This is a genomic window from Paenarthrobacter sp. DKR-5 (assembly GCF_018531425.1).
Taxonomy (GTDB): domain Bacteria; phylum Actinomycetota; class Actinomycetes; order Actinomycetales; family Micrococcaceae; genus DKR-5.
Window position 1 is genome coordinate 260,236 of the sequence record NZ_JAHBOI010000004.1, and the last position, 16,193, is coordinate 276,428.

The 16,193-nt window shown below is 68.2% G+C and carries 13 protein-coding genes; 11 read left to right on the forward strand and 2 right to left on the reverse strand.

Features of this window, described 5'->3' with window-relative positions:
- The first annotated feature begins 166 nt into the window (after window positions 1–166).
- The 8 genes from KIH31_RS10405 (at window position 167) to KIH31_RS10440 (ending at window position 9,741) form a co-directional block, all read left to right on the forward strand.
- A complete protein-coding gene (locus KIH31_RS10405; protein ID WP_307857615.1) occupies window positions 167–2,008 on the forward strand; it encodes a glycosyltransferase in 1,842 nt (613 codons plus the stop codon).
- A 137-nt stretch (window positions 2,009–2,145) separates the two neighbouring features.
- Window positions 2,146–3,435, forward strand: a complete 1,290-nt coding sequence (locus KIH31_RS10410; RefSeq protein WP_214427048.1) for a nucleotide sugar dehydrogenase — start codon at window positions 2,146–2,148, stop codon at window positions 3,433–3,435.
- A 100-nt stretch (window positions 3,436–3,535) separates the two neighbouring features.
- Window positions 3,536–4,471 (forward strand): glycosyltransferase family 2 protein, encoded by a 936-nt coding sequence (locus tag KIH31_RS10415; protein WP_214427049.1) that lies wholly within the window; start codon window positions 3,536–3,538, stop codon window positions 4,469–4,471.
- Complete coding sequence (locus tag KIH31_RS10420) at window positions 4,468–5,826, forward strand: hypothetical protein (protein ID WP_214427050.1); 1,359 nt, start codon at window positions 4,468–4,470, stop codon at window positions 5,824–5,826. Before KIH31_RS10415 ends, KIH31_RS10420 begins: the two co-directional genes overlap by 4 nt.
- An 84-nt stretch (window positions 5,827–5,910) precedes the next feature.
- A complete protein-coding gene (locus KIH31_RS10425; RefSeq protein WP_214427051.1) occupies window positions 5,911–6,507 on the forward strand; it encodes an acyltransferase in 597 nt (198 codons plus the stop codon).
- Window positions 6,504–7,595 (forward strand): DegT/DnrJ/EryC1/StrS aminotransferase family protein, encoded by a 1,092-nt coding sequence (locus KIH31_RS10430; RefSeq protein WP_214427052.1) that lies wholly within the window; start codon window positions 6,504–6,506, stop codon window positions 7,593–7,595. The genes KIH31_RS10425 and KIH31_RS10430 overlap by 4 nt, the downstream gene beginning before the upstream one ends.
- Window positions 7,595–8,590, forward strand: coding sequence for a Gfo/Idh/MocA family protein (locus KIH31_RS10435; protein ID WP_214427053.1), 996 nt, complete (start codon window positions 7,595–7,597; stop codon window positions 8,588–8,590). The genes KIH31_RS10430 and KIH31_RS10435 overlap by 1 nt, the downstream gene beginning before the upstream one ends.
- The gene (locus KIH31_RS10440) at window positions 8,587–9,741 is read left to right on the forward strand and encodes a glycosyltransferase family 4 protein (RefSeq protein WP_214427054.1); all 1,155 of its coding nucleotides are present in this window, start codon (window positions 8,587–8,589) and stop codon (window positions 9,739–9,741) included. The genes KIH31_RS10435 and KIH31_RS10440 overlap by 4 nt, the downstream gene beginning before the upstream one ends.
- 21 nt (window positions 9,742–9,762) lie before the next feature.
- Here KIH31_RS10440 and wecB read toward each other — a convergent pair whose 3' ends face one another.
- The gene (wecB, locus tag KIH31_RS10445) at window positions 9,763–10,827 is read right to left on the reverse strand and encodes a non-hydrolyzing UDP-N-acetylglucosamine 2-epimerase (protein ID WP_214427055.1); all 1,065 of its coding nucleotides are present in this window, start codon (window positions 10,825–10,827) and stop codon (window positions 9,763–9,765) included.
- A 96-nt stretch (window positions 10,828–10,923) separates the two neighbouring features.
- On the opposite strand from wecB, the gene KIH31_RS10450 reads away from it, so the two are divergent.
- The gene (locus tag KIH31_RS10450; protein WP_214427056.1) at window positions 10,924–12,732 is read left to right on the forward strand and encodes an ABC transporter ATP-binding protein; all 1,809 of its coding nucleotides are present in this window, start codon (window positions 10,924–10,926) and stop codon (window positions 12,730–12,732) included.
- Entirely contained in the window at window positions 12,725–13,810 is a 1,086-nt protein-coding gene (locus tag KIH31_RS10455) for a glycosyltransferase family 2 protein (protein ID WP_214427057.1), read from the forward strand. The genes KIH31_RS10450 and KIH31_RS10455 overlap by 8 nt, the downstream gene beginning before the upstream one ends.
- Before the next feature lie 10 nt (window positions 13,811–13,820).
- On the opposite strand, the gene KIH31_RS10460 is transcribed toward KIH31_RS10455, so the two are convergent.
- Window positions 13,821–14,837, reverse strand: a complete 1,017-nt coding sequence (locus tag KIH31_RS10460) for a hypothetical protein (RefSeq protein ID WP_214427058.1) — start codon at window positions 14,835–14,837, stop codon at window positions 13,821–13,823.
- A gap of 152 nt (window positions 14,838–14,989) precedes the next feature.
- On the opposite strand from KIH31_RS10460, the gene glf reads away from it, so the two are divergent.
- Entirely contained in the window at window positions 14,990–16,177 is a 1,188-nt protein-coding gene (glf, locus tag KIH31_RS10465) for a UDP-galactopyranose mutase (protein WP_214427059.1), read from the forward strand.
- The last annotated feature ends 16 nt before the right edge of the window (window positions 16,178–16,193 follow it).

A 16,193-nucleotide genomic window follows, 5' to 3' on the forward strand; every position in this document is an offset into this window, starting at 1 on the left:
AGGGCCGGGCTCGACCGGGGCGGAGACGGCCGGAAGGCCATGTGGAAGAGCAAGGGCCGTTGCAGCCCCGGGGAGGATCAGTGCGCCGATACGAGCGGCGCCCCCTCCCGCCCGCCGCCGCCCTCACAGGCCGGGACCCGGACCCGGCTCTCATACAATGGGGACCGTGTCTAACCAGCAGCCGCCCGTGACAGAGCCCAGGACGGTCGCCGTCGTCGTTTCCTTCAACCGCCGCGAACTCCTGCTGAAGACCCTGCAGGGAATCGTTTCCGCGGTCTCGGTTCCGGCCGCCGTCGTTGTCGTGGACAACGGTTCCAGCGACGGCTCCGCTGACGCCGCCCGCGGCTTCAGCTCCCCGGTGCCGGTGGATGTCGTCGCACTGGAACGCAACACCGGGGGCGCCGGGGGGTTCACCGTGGGGCTGGCCCACGCGCTCGCCGAACACCATGCCGACCTCGTCTGGCTGATGGACGACGACACCGTCCCGACGGAGGGCACGCTCGCCGAAGCCCTGAAGGTCTGGAGCACCTACGCGCCGAACCAGGCGGTCCGCCCCGCCTTTGTCGCTTCGAAGGTCGTCTGGACCGACGGCCGGGACCACCCCATGAACACTCCCCGGCAACGCCCGGGGGTCACGGCCGCTGCCCTGCGGCTCGCCGCCGACGTCGGTGCCATGCCTGTGCGCAGCGCATCGTTCGTCTCCCTCCTGGTCGACGCCGCCGCGGTGCGGCGCGTGGGCCTGCCGGTCGCGGACTACTTCCTGTGGAATGACGATTTCGAATACTCCACCCGGCTGGCGCGGCACGGCGCCGGGCTGTACGCGCCGGCCAGTGTTGTCGTGCACCACACCAAGACCTTTGGATCCACGGACGCGGATCCGGGCGAACGCTTCTTCTGGGAGGTGCGCAACAAGAGCTGGATGTGGCTGCGCTCGCGGTCCCTGGCCCCCGCCGAAAAGCTCCTCTACGGAGGCTCCAGCCTGCTGCGGTGGGGCCGCACCGTGCGCAAGTCCCGGAACAAGGGCCTGCTGCTGCGCTGCCTGGCCAAGGGGCTGGCGGCGGGCGCCGGCACCTCGCCGCGGCCCAACTCCGCAGTCCTCGGCGGCGTCTACGAGCTGCCCGAGCAGCTGCCCGTCGGCACCGCCGGAGGCAAGGGCAGTGCGGCCGGCTCCGGCGGGGCTCCGCTGGAGTTTTCCGTGCTGCTGCCGATCTACGACGGCGACGACGCCGGCTTCTTCCGGCGTGCCTTCGCATCGGTCACCGCGGACCAGACCCGGCCTCCCGCTGAGGTGGTCATCGTCCGGGACGGACCGCTGAACGCCGCCTTGGCGGCCGCGGTCGACGAAACCATTGCCGCCAGCACGGTGCCGGTCGTCGACGTTCCGCTCAAGCGCAACGAGGGCCTTGCCGCGGCGCTCGACGCCGGACTTCTCGCCTGCACGCACGAGGTAGTGGCCAGGATGGACGCCGACGACGTCTCGCTGCCGGACCGCTTCAAGCTCCAGCTGCCCGTCATCGAGGCGGGGGCTGACCTGGTCGGCTCGGCGCTTGAGGAGTTCAGCGGCGCCGAGGACAACATCGTTGCGGTCCGGCGGATGGAGACCGACCCGGCACGGATCGCGCGCGAGGCCCGCTTCAAGGACCCGTTCAACCACCCCAGCGTGGTGTACCGCAAGTCCGCGGTCGCGGCCGCGGGCGGCTACCGGAGACTGGACCTGATGGAGGACTACTGGCTATTCGCGAGGATGATCGCCTCCGGCGCCTCGGTCGCCAACGTCGAGCAGTCCCTGCTGAAGTACCGGGTCAGTTCCGGCGCCTATGCGCGCCGCGGCGGGATCAGGCTGCTCCGCGCCGAGCTTGAGCTGCAGGCCAGGTTCCTGGGGGAGGGCTTCACCGGTCCGCTGCAGTTCGCCCGCAATGTCGCCGTCCGAGGCGGCTACCGGCTGGTCCCGGAACCGCTGCGGCGGGCGGCCTACCGCACACTGATCGCGGCGCGGCCCGGCCGGTGAGCAGTGTCACACCTGCCCGCTGCGTCGCCGGCCGGGGACGCAGCTTCCGGGTGGACCCGATAGCCTAAGGTGGGATAGGCGTGCCCGGAGACCGGTGCCGCCCGAAGGTTTGTCATGAGGAAAGGCGCCCAAGTTCCGTGAAGATCGCTGTCATTGCCCTGGGAAAGATCGGTCTGCCGCTGGCCGTGCAGTTCGCATCAAAGGGCCACGAGGTCGTCGGTGTGGACGTCAACGCCAAAGTGGTGGAACTGGTCAACGCGGGGACCGAGCCGTTCCCGGGCGAGGACCAGCTCGCGCAGAAACTCTCCGAGTCCGTTTCGGCAGGCCGGCTGCGCGCAACCACCGACTATGCCGACGCCGTCCCGGGTGCCGACGCCGTCGTGCTGGTGGTGCCGCTGTTCGTCGACGCGGAGGCGAAGCCGGACTTCGGCTGGATGGATGAGGCCACCGCGGAACTGGCCAAGCACCTGACCCCCGGAACGCTCGTCTCCTATGAGACCACGCTGCCGGTCGGAACCACCCGCAGCCGTTGGAAGCCGGCGCTGGAAGCCGGGTCGGGCCTGACCGAAGGCAAGGATTTCCACCTCGTGTTCTCGCCCGAGCGCGTGCTCACCGGCCGTGTCTTCGCGGACCTGCGCAAGTACCCCAAGCTCGTCGGCGGCCTCTCCGCCGAAGGGGCAGCGCAGGCAGTGACGTTCTATGAAGCCGTGCTGGACTTCGACGAGCGGCCCGACCTGAAGCGCGCGAACGGCGTCTGGGACCTCGGCTCGGCCGAGGCCTCCGAGCTGGCCAAGCTCGCCGAAACCACCTACCGGGACGTGAACATCGGCCTGGCGAACCAGTTCGCGCGCTTCGCGGCGACCGTGGGCATCGACATCTACCAGGTCATTGAAGCGTCGAACTCGCAGCCGTACAGCCACATCCACCAGCCCGGCATCGCCGTCGGCGGCCACTGCATCCCTGTCTACCCGCGCCTCTACCTCTGGAACGACCCGGAAGCCACCGTGGTCCGTGCGGCCCGCGCCGCGAACGCCGGAATGCCGGATTACACTGTGGGCCTGCTCGAAGGAGCGTACGGTGACCTCTCCGGTGCCCGCGTCGCAGTGCTGGGCGCGGCGTACCGCGGTGGCGTGAAGGAGACGGCGTTCTCCGGCGTCTTCGACGCCGTGAAGGCGATCACCGAACGCGGCGGCACCGCGCTGGTCAACGATCCGCTCTACTCCGACGAGGAACTCGCCCGGCTCGGCTTTGAGCCGTACCACTTCGGCGAGCCCGTCGACGCCGCCGTCGTCCAGGCCGACCACGCCGACTACCGGTCCCTCGGCCCGGCCGACCTGCCGGGAGCCAAGGTCTTCATCGACGGCCGCCGCGTGAGCAGCGCCGACAAGTGGGACGGCGTGACCTACCGGGTCATCGGCAAGGCCTGATCAAACGCAGCACTCCACTCCCGGCGGCGGTTGCAGCCACTCGCCGTTCTTGTACACCTAAATCCCGCCCTACCGGGCGCCGGACAACGAGTTGGGACACATGTTCGAACAGCAGATTGCGGCCATCGTTCCGTGCCATAACGAACGAGGCGCCATTGCCAAGGTAGTCGCAGACCTGAAGGCAGCGGTCCCCGGCATGACCGTCTACGTCTACGACAACGCGAGCACCGACGGCACCGACGAGGTGGCGCGTGCCGCCGGCGCGGAGGTGCGGTACGAGCACCTCAAGGGCAAGGGCAATGTGGTGCGCCGGGCCATGGCGGACATCGACGCGGACATCTACCTGCTCATCGACGGGGACGACACCTACGACGCCGCGGCCGCACCGGAACTCATCCGGACGTTGCTTGAAGGGCCCTTCGACCAAGTGACCGGCGTCCGGGCGCAGCAGACGGATTCGGCCTACCGTGCCGGTCATGAACTGGGCAACCGGGCCTTCAACTCGATCGTCGGACGGATCTTCGGTTACCCGGTCAGCGACATGCTCAGCGGGTACCGTGTGTTCTCCCGCCGCTTCGTGAAGTCCTTCCCAGCCGTTTCGAAAGCCTTCGAGATCGAAACCGAACTGACGGTGCATGCGATCAATGCCCGCGTGCCGCAGGCGGAACGGACCGTGAAGTTCCAGGACCGCGCCGAAGGCACCGAGAGCAAGCTGCGCACGTACCACGACGGGATCCGCATCCTCTCGATGATCCTCAAACTGGTCCACCACGAGCGGCCGCTGCTGCTGCACGGAATCATTTCCGGCCTGCTCTTCCTCGCCGGCCTGATCTTCGGGCTGCCCGTTATCGTCGAATTCCTGCACACTGGCCTGGTGCCCAAGCTGCCGACGGCGGTGCTGGCTTCCTCGCTGGTGCTGCTGTCCGTCCTCGCACTGATGATCGGGATCCTCCTCGACGGCCTGCGCAAGATCCGCCAGGAGAACGCCCGGACGGCCTACCTGACAATGCCCGCTCCGGCGCCGGTCCGTCGATGACCGTACGCCGTCCGTCGCGGTCCGCCGTGCTCGGGTACCTCAAGAAGGCCGGATGGTTTGTCGCCGGCCTGGCCGTCCTGCAGGCCGTCTTCTTTTCCCTGCTGGTGGCAGGGGCTGCGGTTCCGGACAAGCCCATCGTGGACCATCTGGCGGCCGCTGTGAGGGCAGGCACCTACGGCCCGTCCGGCGCCCCCGACCGGATGGGCGGAATCTCCGACACCTTCACCGAATGTGTTGTTGTCGGAACCGGGCTCGGCTGGTCCGACCCGAACCCGTTTGCCCGCGCGGTCTTCATGCCGCGCATCGCCAACTGCCAAGCGGGCGCCGGCCAGATCCTGACCCTCGCCAAGGGCCAGGCCCTCCCGCCCGGTTCCGTGAGCGGCTACTACAAGTACTGGTCCGGCTACACCGTCCTCACCCGGCCGGTACTGGCACTGTTCGGGCTCGACGGGTTGCGCATCGTCTCTGGCGCCATGCTGCTGTTCTCCGGTCTCGCGGCGGTTGCGTCCCTGGCCAAGCGCACGGCCAAACTGGCCGCCGTCGGCATCCTGCTGCCCCTGCTGCTCGCCTCAAACGTGATGTCCACGCCGTCCACGTCGTTCAGCCAGGCCATCTCCATCTCAGCCATCTTCCTGGGGATAGCGATTTCCTCCTGGGCGGCGTCAAAGTCCCTCGCTTGGGCGATGGGCGGCGTGGCGCTCTCGGCTGCGCTCTTCTGCTACGTGGACCTGCTCACGACGCCGGCAGTTCCCTGGGCGCTCAGCACGGCAGCGGTGGCTGGCGTCACCTTCGCCAGGAGCAGGAAGCTCCGGGAGACGGCTCTGGCAGCCGCCGCTGCCGTCATCATGTGGCCGGTGGCCTTCGGCTTCACCTGGGCCGCCCGGTGGCTGATCGCTGCCCTCTTCCTGGGCTTTGACCAGACCGTGGCGTTCATCCGGTCGAATGTCGATTTCCGTTCCTCGGGGGCCCATGCCGGTGTGGATAAGAGCTTCGGGGCGCCGACGCTGGCCAACTGGCACTTCTGGCTTGACCACGTGGCGACGGCCCGCTTCGTCGTCGTCGCGGCGGGCATCGTCGTCGTGGCTGCCCTGCTCACCGCGTGGCTACGGCACGGCTGGCGCCGCGCCGTAGCCGGGGTCGTGATTGCCGCTGCCGCGGTGGTGGTGCCCGTCTGGTATGAGGCGCTCAACAACCATTCGCAGATCCATTCCTTCTTTACCTACCGGGGCATCCCTGCTGCCGTCGGCGTGGCGCTCTTCGGCGCCCTGCTCGCTGCCGGGCAGCCGGACAGAGGGTGGGCGGCGTCCCTCAGGCGCCGCGCGTCGGTGCCGTTTTTTCGCCAGCGGAAGCGCTGAAGATAGTCTTGCCACTAGGGGACCCGCGCCTGCCAGCGTCACAGCCGAACGCTGCGCGAGCGGGGTTTAGGAAAGGAACCACTCATGTCAACCATTGCTGCGACCGCTGACGTCTCGGACCAGGCGGTCCTGGGCGAGGGGACCCGGATCTGGCATCTGGCCCAGGTCCGCGAAGACGCGCACTTGGGCGAGAACTGCATCGTCGGGCGCGGCGCCTATGTCGGGACCGGCGTGCAAATCGGGCGGAATACCAAGATCCAGAACTACGCGCTGGTCTATGAACCCGCTCGGCTCGGCGACGGCGTCTTCATCGGCCCGGCCGTCGTGCTGACCAACGACACCTACCCGCGCTCGGTGAGCCCCGACGGATCGCTGAAGAGTGCGCACGACTGGACGCCGGTGGGGGTCACGGTGGAGGACGGCGCTTCGATCGGCGCCCGCGCCGTGTGCATCGCCCCGCTGACGATCGGCCGCTGGGCCACCATTGCTGCAGGCGCCGTGGTGACGAAGGACGTCCCCGCCTTCGCCCTGATGGCAGGCGTGCCCGCACGCCGCGTGGGGTGGGTCGGCAAAGCGGGCCACCCGCTGGAGAACAAGGACGGACGGTGGGTGTGCCCGGAAACGGGTGCCGCCTACGTCGAAGATGGAAATTCCCTGAAAGAGGCAGAGGACGAAGCATGAGCCAAGAATTCATTCCCGCGGCTAAGCCGATCATCGGTGACGAGGAGCGGGCGGCCGTCGACGCCGTCCTCGCGTCCGGCATGCTCGCCCAGGGCAAGCAGGTGGCCGAATTCGAAAAGGAGTTCTCCGATGTGCTCCTCGACGGCCGCGCCACCGTGGCCGTGAACTCCGGCACTTCCGGCCTTCACCTTGGCCTCCTCGCCGCCGGCGTCGGGCCGGGCGACGAGGTCATCGTTCCTTCCTTCACCTTCGCGGCCACCGGCAACTCCGTGGCCCTCACCGGCGCGACTCCTGTCTTCGCAGACATCGAGCTGGACCACTACGCCCTCGACGTGGACCACGTGGCCTCGCTGATCACTGACAAGACCAAGGGCATCATGCCGGTGCACCTTTACGGCCACCCCTTCAACGCGGAGGCACTCGGCGCCCTCGCCAAGGAACGCGGCATCGACCTCTACGAGGATGCGGCGCAGGCGCACGGGGCCAGCGTGAACGGCAAAATGGTCGGCACCTTCGGCACCTTCGCCATGTTCAGCCTCTACCCGACGAAGAACATGACGTCGGGCGAGGGCGGCATGGTCTCGACGCCGGACGCCGACGTCGAACGCCGGATCCGCCTGCTGCGCAACCAAGGCATGGAGACGCAGTACCAGAACGAACTCGTCGGCTTCAACAACCGCATGACCGACCTGCACGCCGCGATCGGCCGCGTGCAGCTCACCAAGGTCAAGGGTTGGACCGAGCAGCGCCAGGCCAACGCCGCGTTCCTCACCGCGAACCTCGAGGGCGTGGACGCGCCCAAGGTTGCCGACGGCGCCGTGCACGTCTACCACCAGTACACGATCCGGGTCTCAGGGGACCGGGACGGCTTCGCGAAGGCCCTGCGCGAGGAATACAACATCGGCTCCGGTGTGTACTACCCGGTTCCGAACCACCGCCTGCCCTCCTTCAACCGGACCGAAGACCTGCCGAACACGGAAACCGCGGCCCGCGAGGTGCTGTCCCTGCCGGTGCATCCGTCGCTCAGCCAGGAAGACCTGGACCGCATCGTCACCGCCGTGAACGCCCTCGCGAAGGCAGGCGCCTGATGGCTAACCTGCGCGTGGGCCTGATCGGGCTCGGAATGATGGGGCGCCACCACGCACGGGTGATCCGTGAGGTGGAAGGCGTCGAACTGGTTGCCGTCGCCGATGCGTACGGCGACCCGCACCACGTGGCCGCCGGCCTTCCCGTGCTCTCCTCGGTCGAGGACCTCATCAAGGTGGGCCTGGACATGGCGGTGGCCGCGGTGCCGACCGGCCTCCACGAGGAGGTCGGGCTCGCGTTGGCCGACGCCGGCGTCCACACCCTGGTGGAGAAGCCCATCGCCTCCACCGCCGAAGCCGGGCAGCGCCTGGTGGATGCCTTCGAAGCCAAGGGCCTGGTTGGCGCCGTCGGCCACATCGAGCGCTTCAACCCGGCACTGCAGACGCTGCGCAAGCGGCTCGCCGCCGGAGAACTGGGTGATGTCTACCAGATCGCCACCCGGCGCCAGGGCCCGTTCCCTGCACGGATCGCCGATGTCGGCGTCGTCAAGGACCTCGGCACGCACGACATCGACCTGACCGCCTGGCTCGCCCAGAGCAACTTCGAGTCGATCTTCGCGCGCACCACGACCCGCAGCGGCCGCCCGCACGAGGACATGGTCGCGGCCACCGGCCAGCTCGCCAGCGGCGTGATCACCAGCCACCTGGTGAACTGGCTCTCGCCGATGAAGGAGCGCCTGACCGTGGTCACCGGCGAAAAGGGCGCGTTTGTTGCCGACACCGTCACGGCGGACCTGACCTTCTACGAAAACGGCACCATCGTCACCGAGTGGGACTCCGTGGCCAACTTCCGCGGCGTCTCCGAGGGCAATATGACGCGCCTGGCGATCGCCAAGCCCGAGCCGCTGCGCACCGAGCACGAGGCTTTCCGCGACGCCGTACTGGGTCTGCGCAGCGATGTGGTGACGATGCGCGAAGGGCTGAACACGATCAAGGTGGCCGAGGCCGCACTGCAGTCCGCATCCGGCGGAGGCCTGGTGAGGATCGCGGCTTCGTGACCTCTGTGGTGAAGGTCATTCTCGCGAGCCGGCTGTTCACCCCTGAGGTGGGCGCCGCCGCCTTCCGGCTGCAGGCGCTGGCGGACGGGCTGGCCGAGGCCGGGGCGGACGTCCGGGTACTCACGACGACGCCGCCGGCGCGCACCCCGGTGCCGCGGCAGCGCTTCGCGGTATCACGCTGGCCGGTGCTGCGGGACGCGGGCGGCAACGTCCGCGGCTACGTGCAGTATCTCAGCTATGACATTCCGGCGTTCTTCCGGCTGCTGCTGACCGGCGCCGACGTTGTGGTCTCCGAGCCGCCGCCTACGACCGGTCTGGCAGTGGCACTGAGCTCCTGGCTGCGGCGCCGGCCGTTCGTTTACTACGCGGCCGATGTCTGGACCGAAGCCCTCTCGGCCATGGACGTTCCGCCGGTTGTGGTTCGGATCATGCGCGCCGTCGAAGGCTTCGTCCTGCGCCGGGCGCACCGCGTGGTCGCCGTCTCGGACCCCGTTGCCTACCAGGTGGAAAAGTTCGGCATTCCCGCGGCCAGCATCGCGGTTGTGGGCAACGGCGTGGACACGACCGTGTTCAGCGAGGAGGGGGAGAAGGCCGCCGCCGATGCGGCCTATTTCGTCTACACCGGCACGATGTCCGAGTGGCAGGGGGCGGATATCTTCATCCGTGCGCTGCCGTCGGTGCTCGCTGCCCACCCGGGCGTGAGCATCAGATTCTTTGGCCAGGGCGCCGACGAACCGCACCTGCGCACTCTTGCCGCCCGGCTCGCTCCCGGCAGCGTCCACTTCGGCGGCGTGGTTCCTCCTGCCGACGCCGCACGCTGGATCCGCGGCGCCGCGGCTGCCTTGGTGAGCATCAAGCCTGACCAAGGCTATGACTTTGCCAAGCCGACCAAGATCTACGCTGCGGCGGCGTGCGGCACTCCGGTCATCTTCGCGGGCCAGGGCGACGGTGCCGCTGTCGTCGCGGACAACGGGCTGGGGACGGCCGCCGAGTACGAAGTGGATGCGGTGGCCAAGGCGATGGCCGAAGCCCTCGACGGCCAGGACACCCGCCGGTCGGCGCGCGCGGCGTGGGTGCGGGAGCACGCCTCGCTGGCGGCGTCGGGCCGTCTGGCCGCGGCGGAGGTCCTCTCCGCCGCGGCCCGCAGCTAGCTCCGCGGCGGCTCCGCCGGCTTAGGAACCGAACCGCTCCAACAGGGCGTCCACCGTGCGGGTGGCGGCGTGCCCGTCACCGTACGGAGTGGCATCGGTGGCCTCCGGCCGCGGCCGTTCGACCGTCTTGGTGAGCAACGAGAGGTCCTCGCTCACCAGCACGTTCCAGTCCAGGTCGACCGTCTCCACCCATTCCGTCTCCGGCCGGACCGTGGTGCACGGCACCCGCAGCAGGAAGGCCTCCTTCTGCAGGCCACCGGAGTCCGTGACGACTCCCGCGCTGTTCATGACCGCGTGGATCAGCTGCGGGTAGGCCAGTGGAGAGGCGACCTTGATGGCGCCCTGCTCCAGTTCGATGCCGTGGCGCCGCGACAGATCCACCAGGCGCGGGTGCGCGAGCAGCACCACCGGCTTGTCCAGCGCAGCGAGCGCCTCGACGATGGCGGAGAGCCGCTCCGCTGAGTCCGTGTTGTCCGGCCGGTGCAGCGTGCTGACGTAATAGCCCTGTGCCGGCAGGTCGAAGGGCAGCGGCTGGGCGGCGGAGGACAGCGAGTCGCGGACCTTGAACAACACATCCGTCATCACGTCCCCCACCAACACGGTCCTGTCCGCCAGTCCCTCGGTGGCCAGATGGTCCACCGCGGTCTGCGTCGGGGCAAGCAGCAGGTCGGCCGCATGGTCCGTCAGCACGCGGTTGTGCTCTTCGGGCATCCGCCGGTTGAACGAGCGCAGCCCCGCTTCCAGGTGCGCCAGCGGAATGTGCATCTTCACTGCGGCGACGGCGGCGGCAAGCGTGGAGTTGGTGTCCCCGTAGACCAGGACACAGTCCGGCTTTGCCTTCTCAAAGATCTCCTCGAGGCCGCCGAGCATGGCTCCGGTCTGGGCGCCGTGCTTTCCTGAGCCGACGCCGAGGTTGTAGTCCGGTTCGGGGATGCCGAGGTCGCGGAAGAAGACATCGCTCATGAGCTCGTCGTAGTGCTGGCCGGTATGGGCAATGATGTGCTCGGCCTTGCCGGACATCGCTGCTGCTATGGGGGCAAGTTTCACGAATTGGGGGCGTGCGCCCACGACGCTCAGAATACGCATGAGTTCCAGCTTAGAGGACGGCGGCCGGCCGTGGACTGGTGCCCACTCGGCGGAGCGGCCACCGGGCGTGAGCGCACTGCCCGGTAGACTGGGCCGGTGAAATCCCTTTACGCCACCTACCGCTCGCTGCTCACGATCCTGCCGGCGGGCAGCGGCCGGTTCCTGCGCTACTACTCGGTAGCAAGCGGCGTACTCGCCATTTTCGACGCCCTCGCGCTGGCCCTGCTGGCGATGGTGATGACCCCGATGGTCAGCAATACCGCGCTGCGGATTCCGCTGCTTGGCATTGAAGTCTCCGGCGGGGGGCTGCTCGTGGTGATCGGGCTGGTCTGCCTGCTGATCCTGAGCAAGAGCGTGCTCGCGGTGATTCTGCAGTGGGCGGCCACCCGGCGGTTCGCTAAGTACGAACTGCAAATGGGTGACAGGCTGCTCGCGGCGTACTTCCGCTCGCCCTGGGTGGACCGCTTGAAGCGCAACTCCTCCGAGCTCATCCGCCTCGCGGACATCGGGATCGCCAACAGCATCTCGGGTGTCCTGCTTCCCGCTTCGTCGCTGGTGGGCGAGGCGATGTCCTTTGTCACCGTCGTGGCCGTGCTGCTGATTAGCCAGCCGGTCACCGGCCTCGTCTCGCTCCTGTATCTCGGGCTGCTGGGTGCGATGCTCTACTTCCTGGTATCCCGTCGCTCCGTGGTCGCCGGCCGGGTGAACCGGGACTACTCGTTCCGCGTGGCGCAGATGCTCACCGAAATGGTCGGGGCGCTGAAGGAAATCACCTTGCGCAACAAGACGGAGGAAGTTTCGGAGGTGATCCACGGCAACCGAATCCACACCTCACGGGCGCGCGCCAACATTCAATTCCTCGGCATCGTTCCCCGTTATGTGCTCGACGCCGGCCTGATCGGCGGATTCGTCCTGGTCGGCGTCGCCGGGTTCCTGCTCGGCGGCATCACGCAGGCGGTCACGGCCGTTGCCGTGTTCGGGCTCGCAGGATTCCGGATGGCCCCGTCCATCCAGCGCTTCCAGGCGATCATCTCGACCACTTCCGCCAACGCGCCGTTCGCCAACATCGTCGTGGAGGACATCCGCAGCGTCGAGGCTGCCGTCGGGCCGGAGCAGGCCGCCGCCGGGGGAGGGGAGCTGGCCCACGCGCCTCGCAGCCTCGACCTGGACCACGTGACGTTCGCCTACGCACCGGACAAACCGGCCGCGCTGAAGGACGTGTCCCTGCACATTCCGTTCGGCTCCACGGTGGCCTTTGTCGGATCGTCGGGGGCCGGGAAGTCCACCGTCGTGGACCTTCTACTGGGCCTGATGGAACCCACCAGCGGGTCCGTCACGATCGACGGAACACCCATCAGCGACGTCTCGCGCGCATGGCGTGCCCGGGTGGGCTACGTGCCCCAGGACGTGTCCCTGTTCGACGCGACCGTCGCGCAGAATGTGGCGCTCACCTGGACGGACAACTACGATCCGGGCCAGATCAAGGAAGCCTTGCGGCAGGCGCAGTTGCTGAACGTCATCGAACAGCGCGCGGACGGGATCGAGGGCAGGATCGGTGAGAAGGGCCTCGCGCTCTCGGGCGGCCAGCGCCAGCGTCTCGGCATCGCCCGCGCCCTGTACCCGCAGCCGTATGTCCTGGTCATGGACGAGGCGACCAGCGCCCTTGACACCGCCACCGAAGCTGCCGTCAGTGCCGCCATCCGGGACCTGCACGGCAAGACCACTGTGATCCTTGTCGCCCACCGGCTCTCGACCATCCGCCACGCGGACACCATCTTTTTCCTGGCCAACGGCGAGGTGAAGGCGCAGGGAACCTTCGACGAGCTCGTCGCGGCGGTGCCCGACTTCGCCGAACAGGCCGCGCTGGCCGGGCTCACGGGGGACCTGGAGAGTGTCGATGACTGAGGCCCGCGCCGTCACCGTTGTTATTGCGGTTCACCAGCTGAACCGGCCGGTCCGGCGGGCCGCGGAGTCGGCGCTCCTGGCGGGGCTTTCCGGCCAGGTGAAGGTGCTGGTGATGTGCCACGGCATCCCGTCGGCGGAGGTGCAGGCGCTGCTGGCGGACCTCCCTCAGGAGGATCTCGAGATCATCGAATTCGCGGACGGCATCCCGTCTCCGGCGGGGCCGAAGAACGCCGGCCTGGATCGGGCGGACACCTGCTACGTGGCGATCCTGGACTCCGACGATTACCTGGAGCCCGGTGCCTTGGCGGCGTGGATCGCGCAGGCGGACGAGACCGGCGCGGACGCCGTGATCGCGCCGATCCGAATGCAGAGCGGGGTGCTGGACCTGACTCCGCGGCTGCGCGCGGTGCGCCGGGGCAGGCTGGATCCAGTGCGCGACCGTCTGGCCTACCGCACTGTTCCGTTCGGACTTATGCGGCGGTCCTCCGTCGAGAAGCTTGGCCTGCGCCTCACTCCCGGCGTCCGTACCGGCGAGGACATCGACTTCAGCCTGCACCTGTGGTTCGGCGCGGACCGGCTGGAAATGGGGCGGCCCGGGCCGCGTTACATCATGGGTGAGGATGCCGTGGAGCGGGTCACGAGCCACGTGCTGCCGCTGGCGGAGGAATTCAGGGCCCTGGGACAGGTGCTGCAGGCCGGCTGGCTCAAGGATCTCCGCCGCGGTGCCCGGCAGGCGGTCGCGGTGAAACTGCTGCGCATCCACGTGCTCGGCGCGTTGCTCCGGCGCGGGGCGGACTTCCCGTGGGTGGAACCGGACCGCGCGGCGCTTGCCGCAGCCGTCGAGGAAATCATGGCGTTCGCCCCCGGCGCCGAGCGGCCCTTGAGCGTCGCCGAGCGGCGCCTGGTCAGGCTCGCGCGGTCGCGGCACCTGGACCGCGAACATTTTGCTGCCGCGCTGAGGGGATGGCCCGGCGGTTACCTCCGAACGATCCTCACCCCGCGGCCGTGGGACAACCTCCGGGTGGAGAGTAATCTCCGCTACTACGTCGGCCGCAAGGTGGCGGCGCTGATCGGCTGACGTCGGACTTTCAGCGGCGCACTCCCTCCGCGGCCGCTTTGCTGTAGGCCCGGGAGAGAAGGGGAATCCACGCGTCAGCAGTGTTGTGCTCGAGGACCCACGGCCGGGCGTTCAGCGCGGCCGACGCTGCCGCCGGATCGGCCAGCACGTCTTTGGTCTGCTCGACGATTTCCGCGACGGTGCCCTGCAGGACGGGGGGAGTGCCGCCGGGGCCCTCCAGCTGCCGGCCCGGGCACGCCAGCGGCACACCGATCGCCATGGCCTCCAGTTCGCTGGTGGCCAGGATGCCCTGCGGCTGGCCGACCACCAGATCGGCTGAGGCGAGCAGGCGCAGGTAGTCGGGTTGCTCCATCCGGGGAACGAGCCGCACGCCCAGCTTCTGTGCCCTGGCGGCCCCCGGACCCCAGTCCAGGCCGACGAGGTCCACCGCGGGAGGCAGGGCTGCGCGAAGAGCCGCCGCGAGTTCCAGCTGCGCCTCGACGCCCTTGGACTCGTCCCAGCGCGAGGCGAAGACCACGCGCGGAGCTCCCGAAGTGCTCGCCGGGGTCCACTGCGGCAGCCTGCCGGGGCGGAGCAGCGGCGGCATGTAGACCGCGTCGGGGCGGGCCTTCAGCGCGTTTTCGGCAGTGTCCAGGTTCGCGTAGAAGACCATCGAAGCGCCGTCGATCGCGCGCTGAATCTGGTCGTGGTAAGCCGGGTCAAGCCACTGCTTGCGGATGTCGCTGCCGTGCAGGGTGAGCAGGTACGGTCTGCGGGGGTAGAAGCTCTTCTCCAGCAGTGCGGCCGCCGTCGCGTAATGGATGTGCAGCACGTCCGAGCTCAGCAGAACCTGCAGGTGCCGTGCCACATAGGGCAGTTGCCGGAGGCGGCCGGCAGCGGAGGACGAGAAACCGCCCTCGGGACGTACCTTCCCGGGCGGCAGATAGCCCCACCGGTGCCCCTGTGCGGCGGCGGCGTCGACCAGCGTCTTGGCGACAAATGCGCAGTCGTTGAAGTGCGTGACCCGTGGCTCCCCGCTCCGAGGCATGGGCGCTCCTTCCTGTGGTGGGTTTGCCGGCCGATGCTGCCGTCCGGCCGTCCTCGCGCAGGTTCGGATACCGGTCCGGCAGGCGATATCGGGTAATCTTGACCAGGCGGACAAAGGACCTTTGGCCTGCATCGAATGTAACAGGAGAGTTTGTGAACGCTGATCTCGTCGTCGTCGGGTCCGGATTTTTCGGCCTCACCATCGCGGAACGCGCCGCCACCGAGCTGGGGCTGAAGGTGGCGGTCCTGGACCGGCGCCACCACATTGGTGGCAACGCCTACAGCGAGAACGAGGAGCAGACCGGAATCGAGGTCCACCGCTACGGCGCGCACCTCTTCCACACCTCCAACGAACGGGTCTGGGAGTACGTCAACCGTTTCACCGACTTCACCAGCTACGTCCACCGGGTGTACACGAGCCACAAGGGCGAGGTGTACCCGATGCCAATCAACCTCGGCACCATCAACCAGTTCTTCCGCTCCTCCCACGGGCCGGCCGAGGCGCGCGCCCTCATCCAGGAGCAGGCTGGCGAGCTGGCAGGGACCGACCCGCAGAACCTCAATGACAAGGGCATCCAGCTGATCGGGCGTCCGCTCTACGAGGCGTTCATCAAGTACTACACCGGCAAGCAGTGGCAGACGGACCCGAAGAACCTGCCAGCGGACATCATCTCCCGGCTCCCGGTGCGCTACACCTACGACAACCGGTACTTCAACGACAAGTACGAGGGCCTGCCGGTCGACGGCTACACCGCCTGGATCGAGCGGATGGCGGACAACCCCAACATCACGGTGGCGCTGAACACCGACTTCTTCGACGAGGGGCACGAGTTCTCCCGCTCGACGACGCTGGGCCAGGTGCCGGTGGTCTACACCGGGCCCGTGGACCGCTACTTCGACTACGCCGAGGGCGACCTCTCGTGGCGCACGATCGACCTCGAGGAAGAGGTCCTGCCGATCGAGGACTTCCAAGGCACCTCGGTGATGAACTATCCGGACGAGGATGTTCCGTACACCCGCATCCACGAGTTCCGGCACTTCCACCCCGAGCGCGACTACACCAAGGACGCCACGGTCATCATGCGCGAATACTCGCGCTTCGCCGAAAAGGGCGACGAACCGTACTACCCGGTGAACACCTCGGAGGACCGCGACAAGCTGCTGGCCTACCGCGACCTTGCCAAGGGCGAGAAGTCGGTGCTGTTCGGCGGCCGGCTGGGAACCTACAAGTACCTGGACATGCACATGGCCATCGGATCGGCGCTGAGCATGTACGACAACAAGATCAAGCCGCACTTCACCGGCGGCGCGAAGCTTGAAAGCGGAGGAGTGGACGCGTGAGCACCAAAGTTGAAGA

What these genes read in the sequence shown, in the direction of transcription:
- KIH31_RS10415 (WP_214427049.1), top strand. Translation starts at nt 3,536, where the DNA reads ATGTTCGAACAGCAGATTGCGGCCATCGTTCCGTGCCATAACGAACGA.
- KIH31_RS10420 (WP_214427050.1), top strand. Translation starts at nt 4,468, where the DNA reads ATGACCGTACGCCGTCCGTCGCGGTCCGCCGTGCTCGGGTACCTCAAG.
- KIH31_RS10425 (WP_214427051.1), top strand. Translation starts at nt 5,911, where the DNA reads ATGTCAACCATTGCTGCGACCGCTGACGTCTCGGACCAGGCGGTCCTG.
- KIH31_RS10430 (WP_214427052.1), top strand. Translation starts at nt 6,504, where the DNA reads ATGAGCCAAGAATTCATTCCCGCGGCTAAGCCGATCATCGGTGACGAG.
- KIH31_RS10435 (WP_214427053.1), top strand. Translation starts at nt 7,595, where the DNA reads ATGGCTAACCTGCGCGTGGGCCTGATCGGGCTCGGAATGATGGGGCGC.
- wecB (WP_214427055.1), bottom strand. Translation starts at nt 10,827, where the DNA reads ATGCGTATTCTGAGCGTCGTGGGCGCACGCCCCCAATTCGTGAAACTT.
- KIH31_RS10455 (WP_214427057.1), top strand. Translation starts at nt 12,725, where the DNA reads ATGACTGAGGCCCGCGCCGTCACCGTTGTTATTGCGGTTCACCAGCTG.
- KIH31_RS10460 (WP_214427058.1), bottom strand. Translation starts at nt 14,837, where the DNA reads ATGCCTCGGAGCGGGGAGCCACGGGTCACGCACTTCAACGACTGCGCA.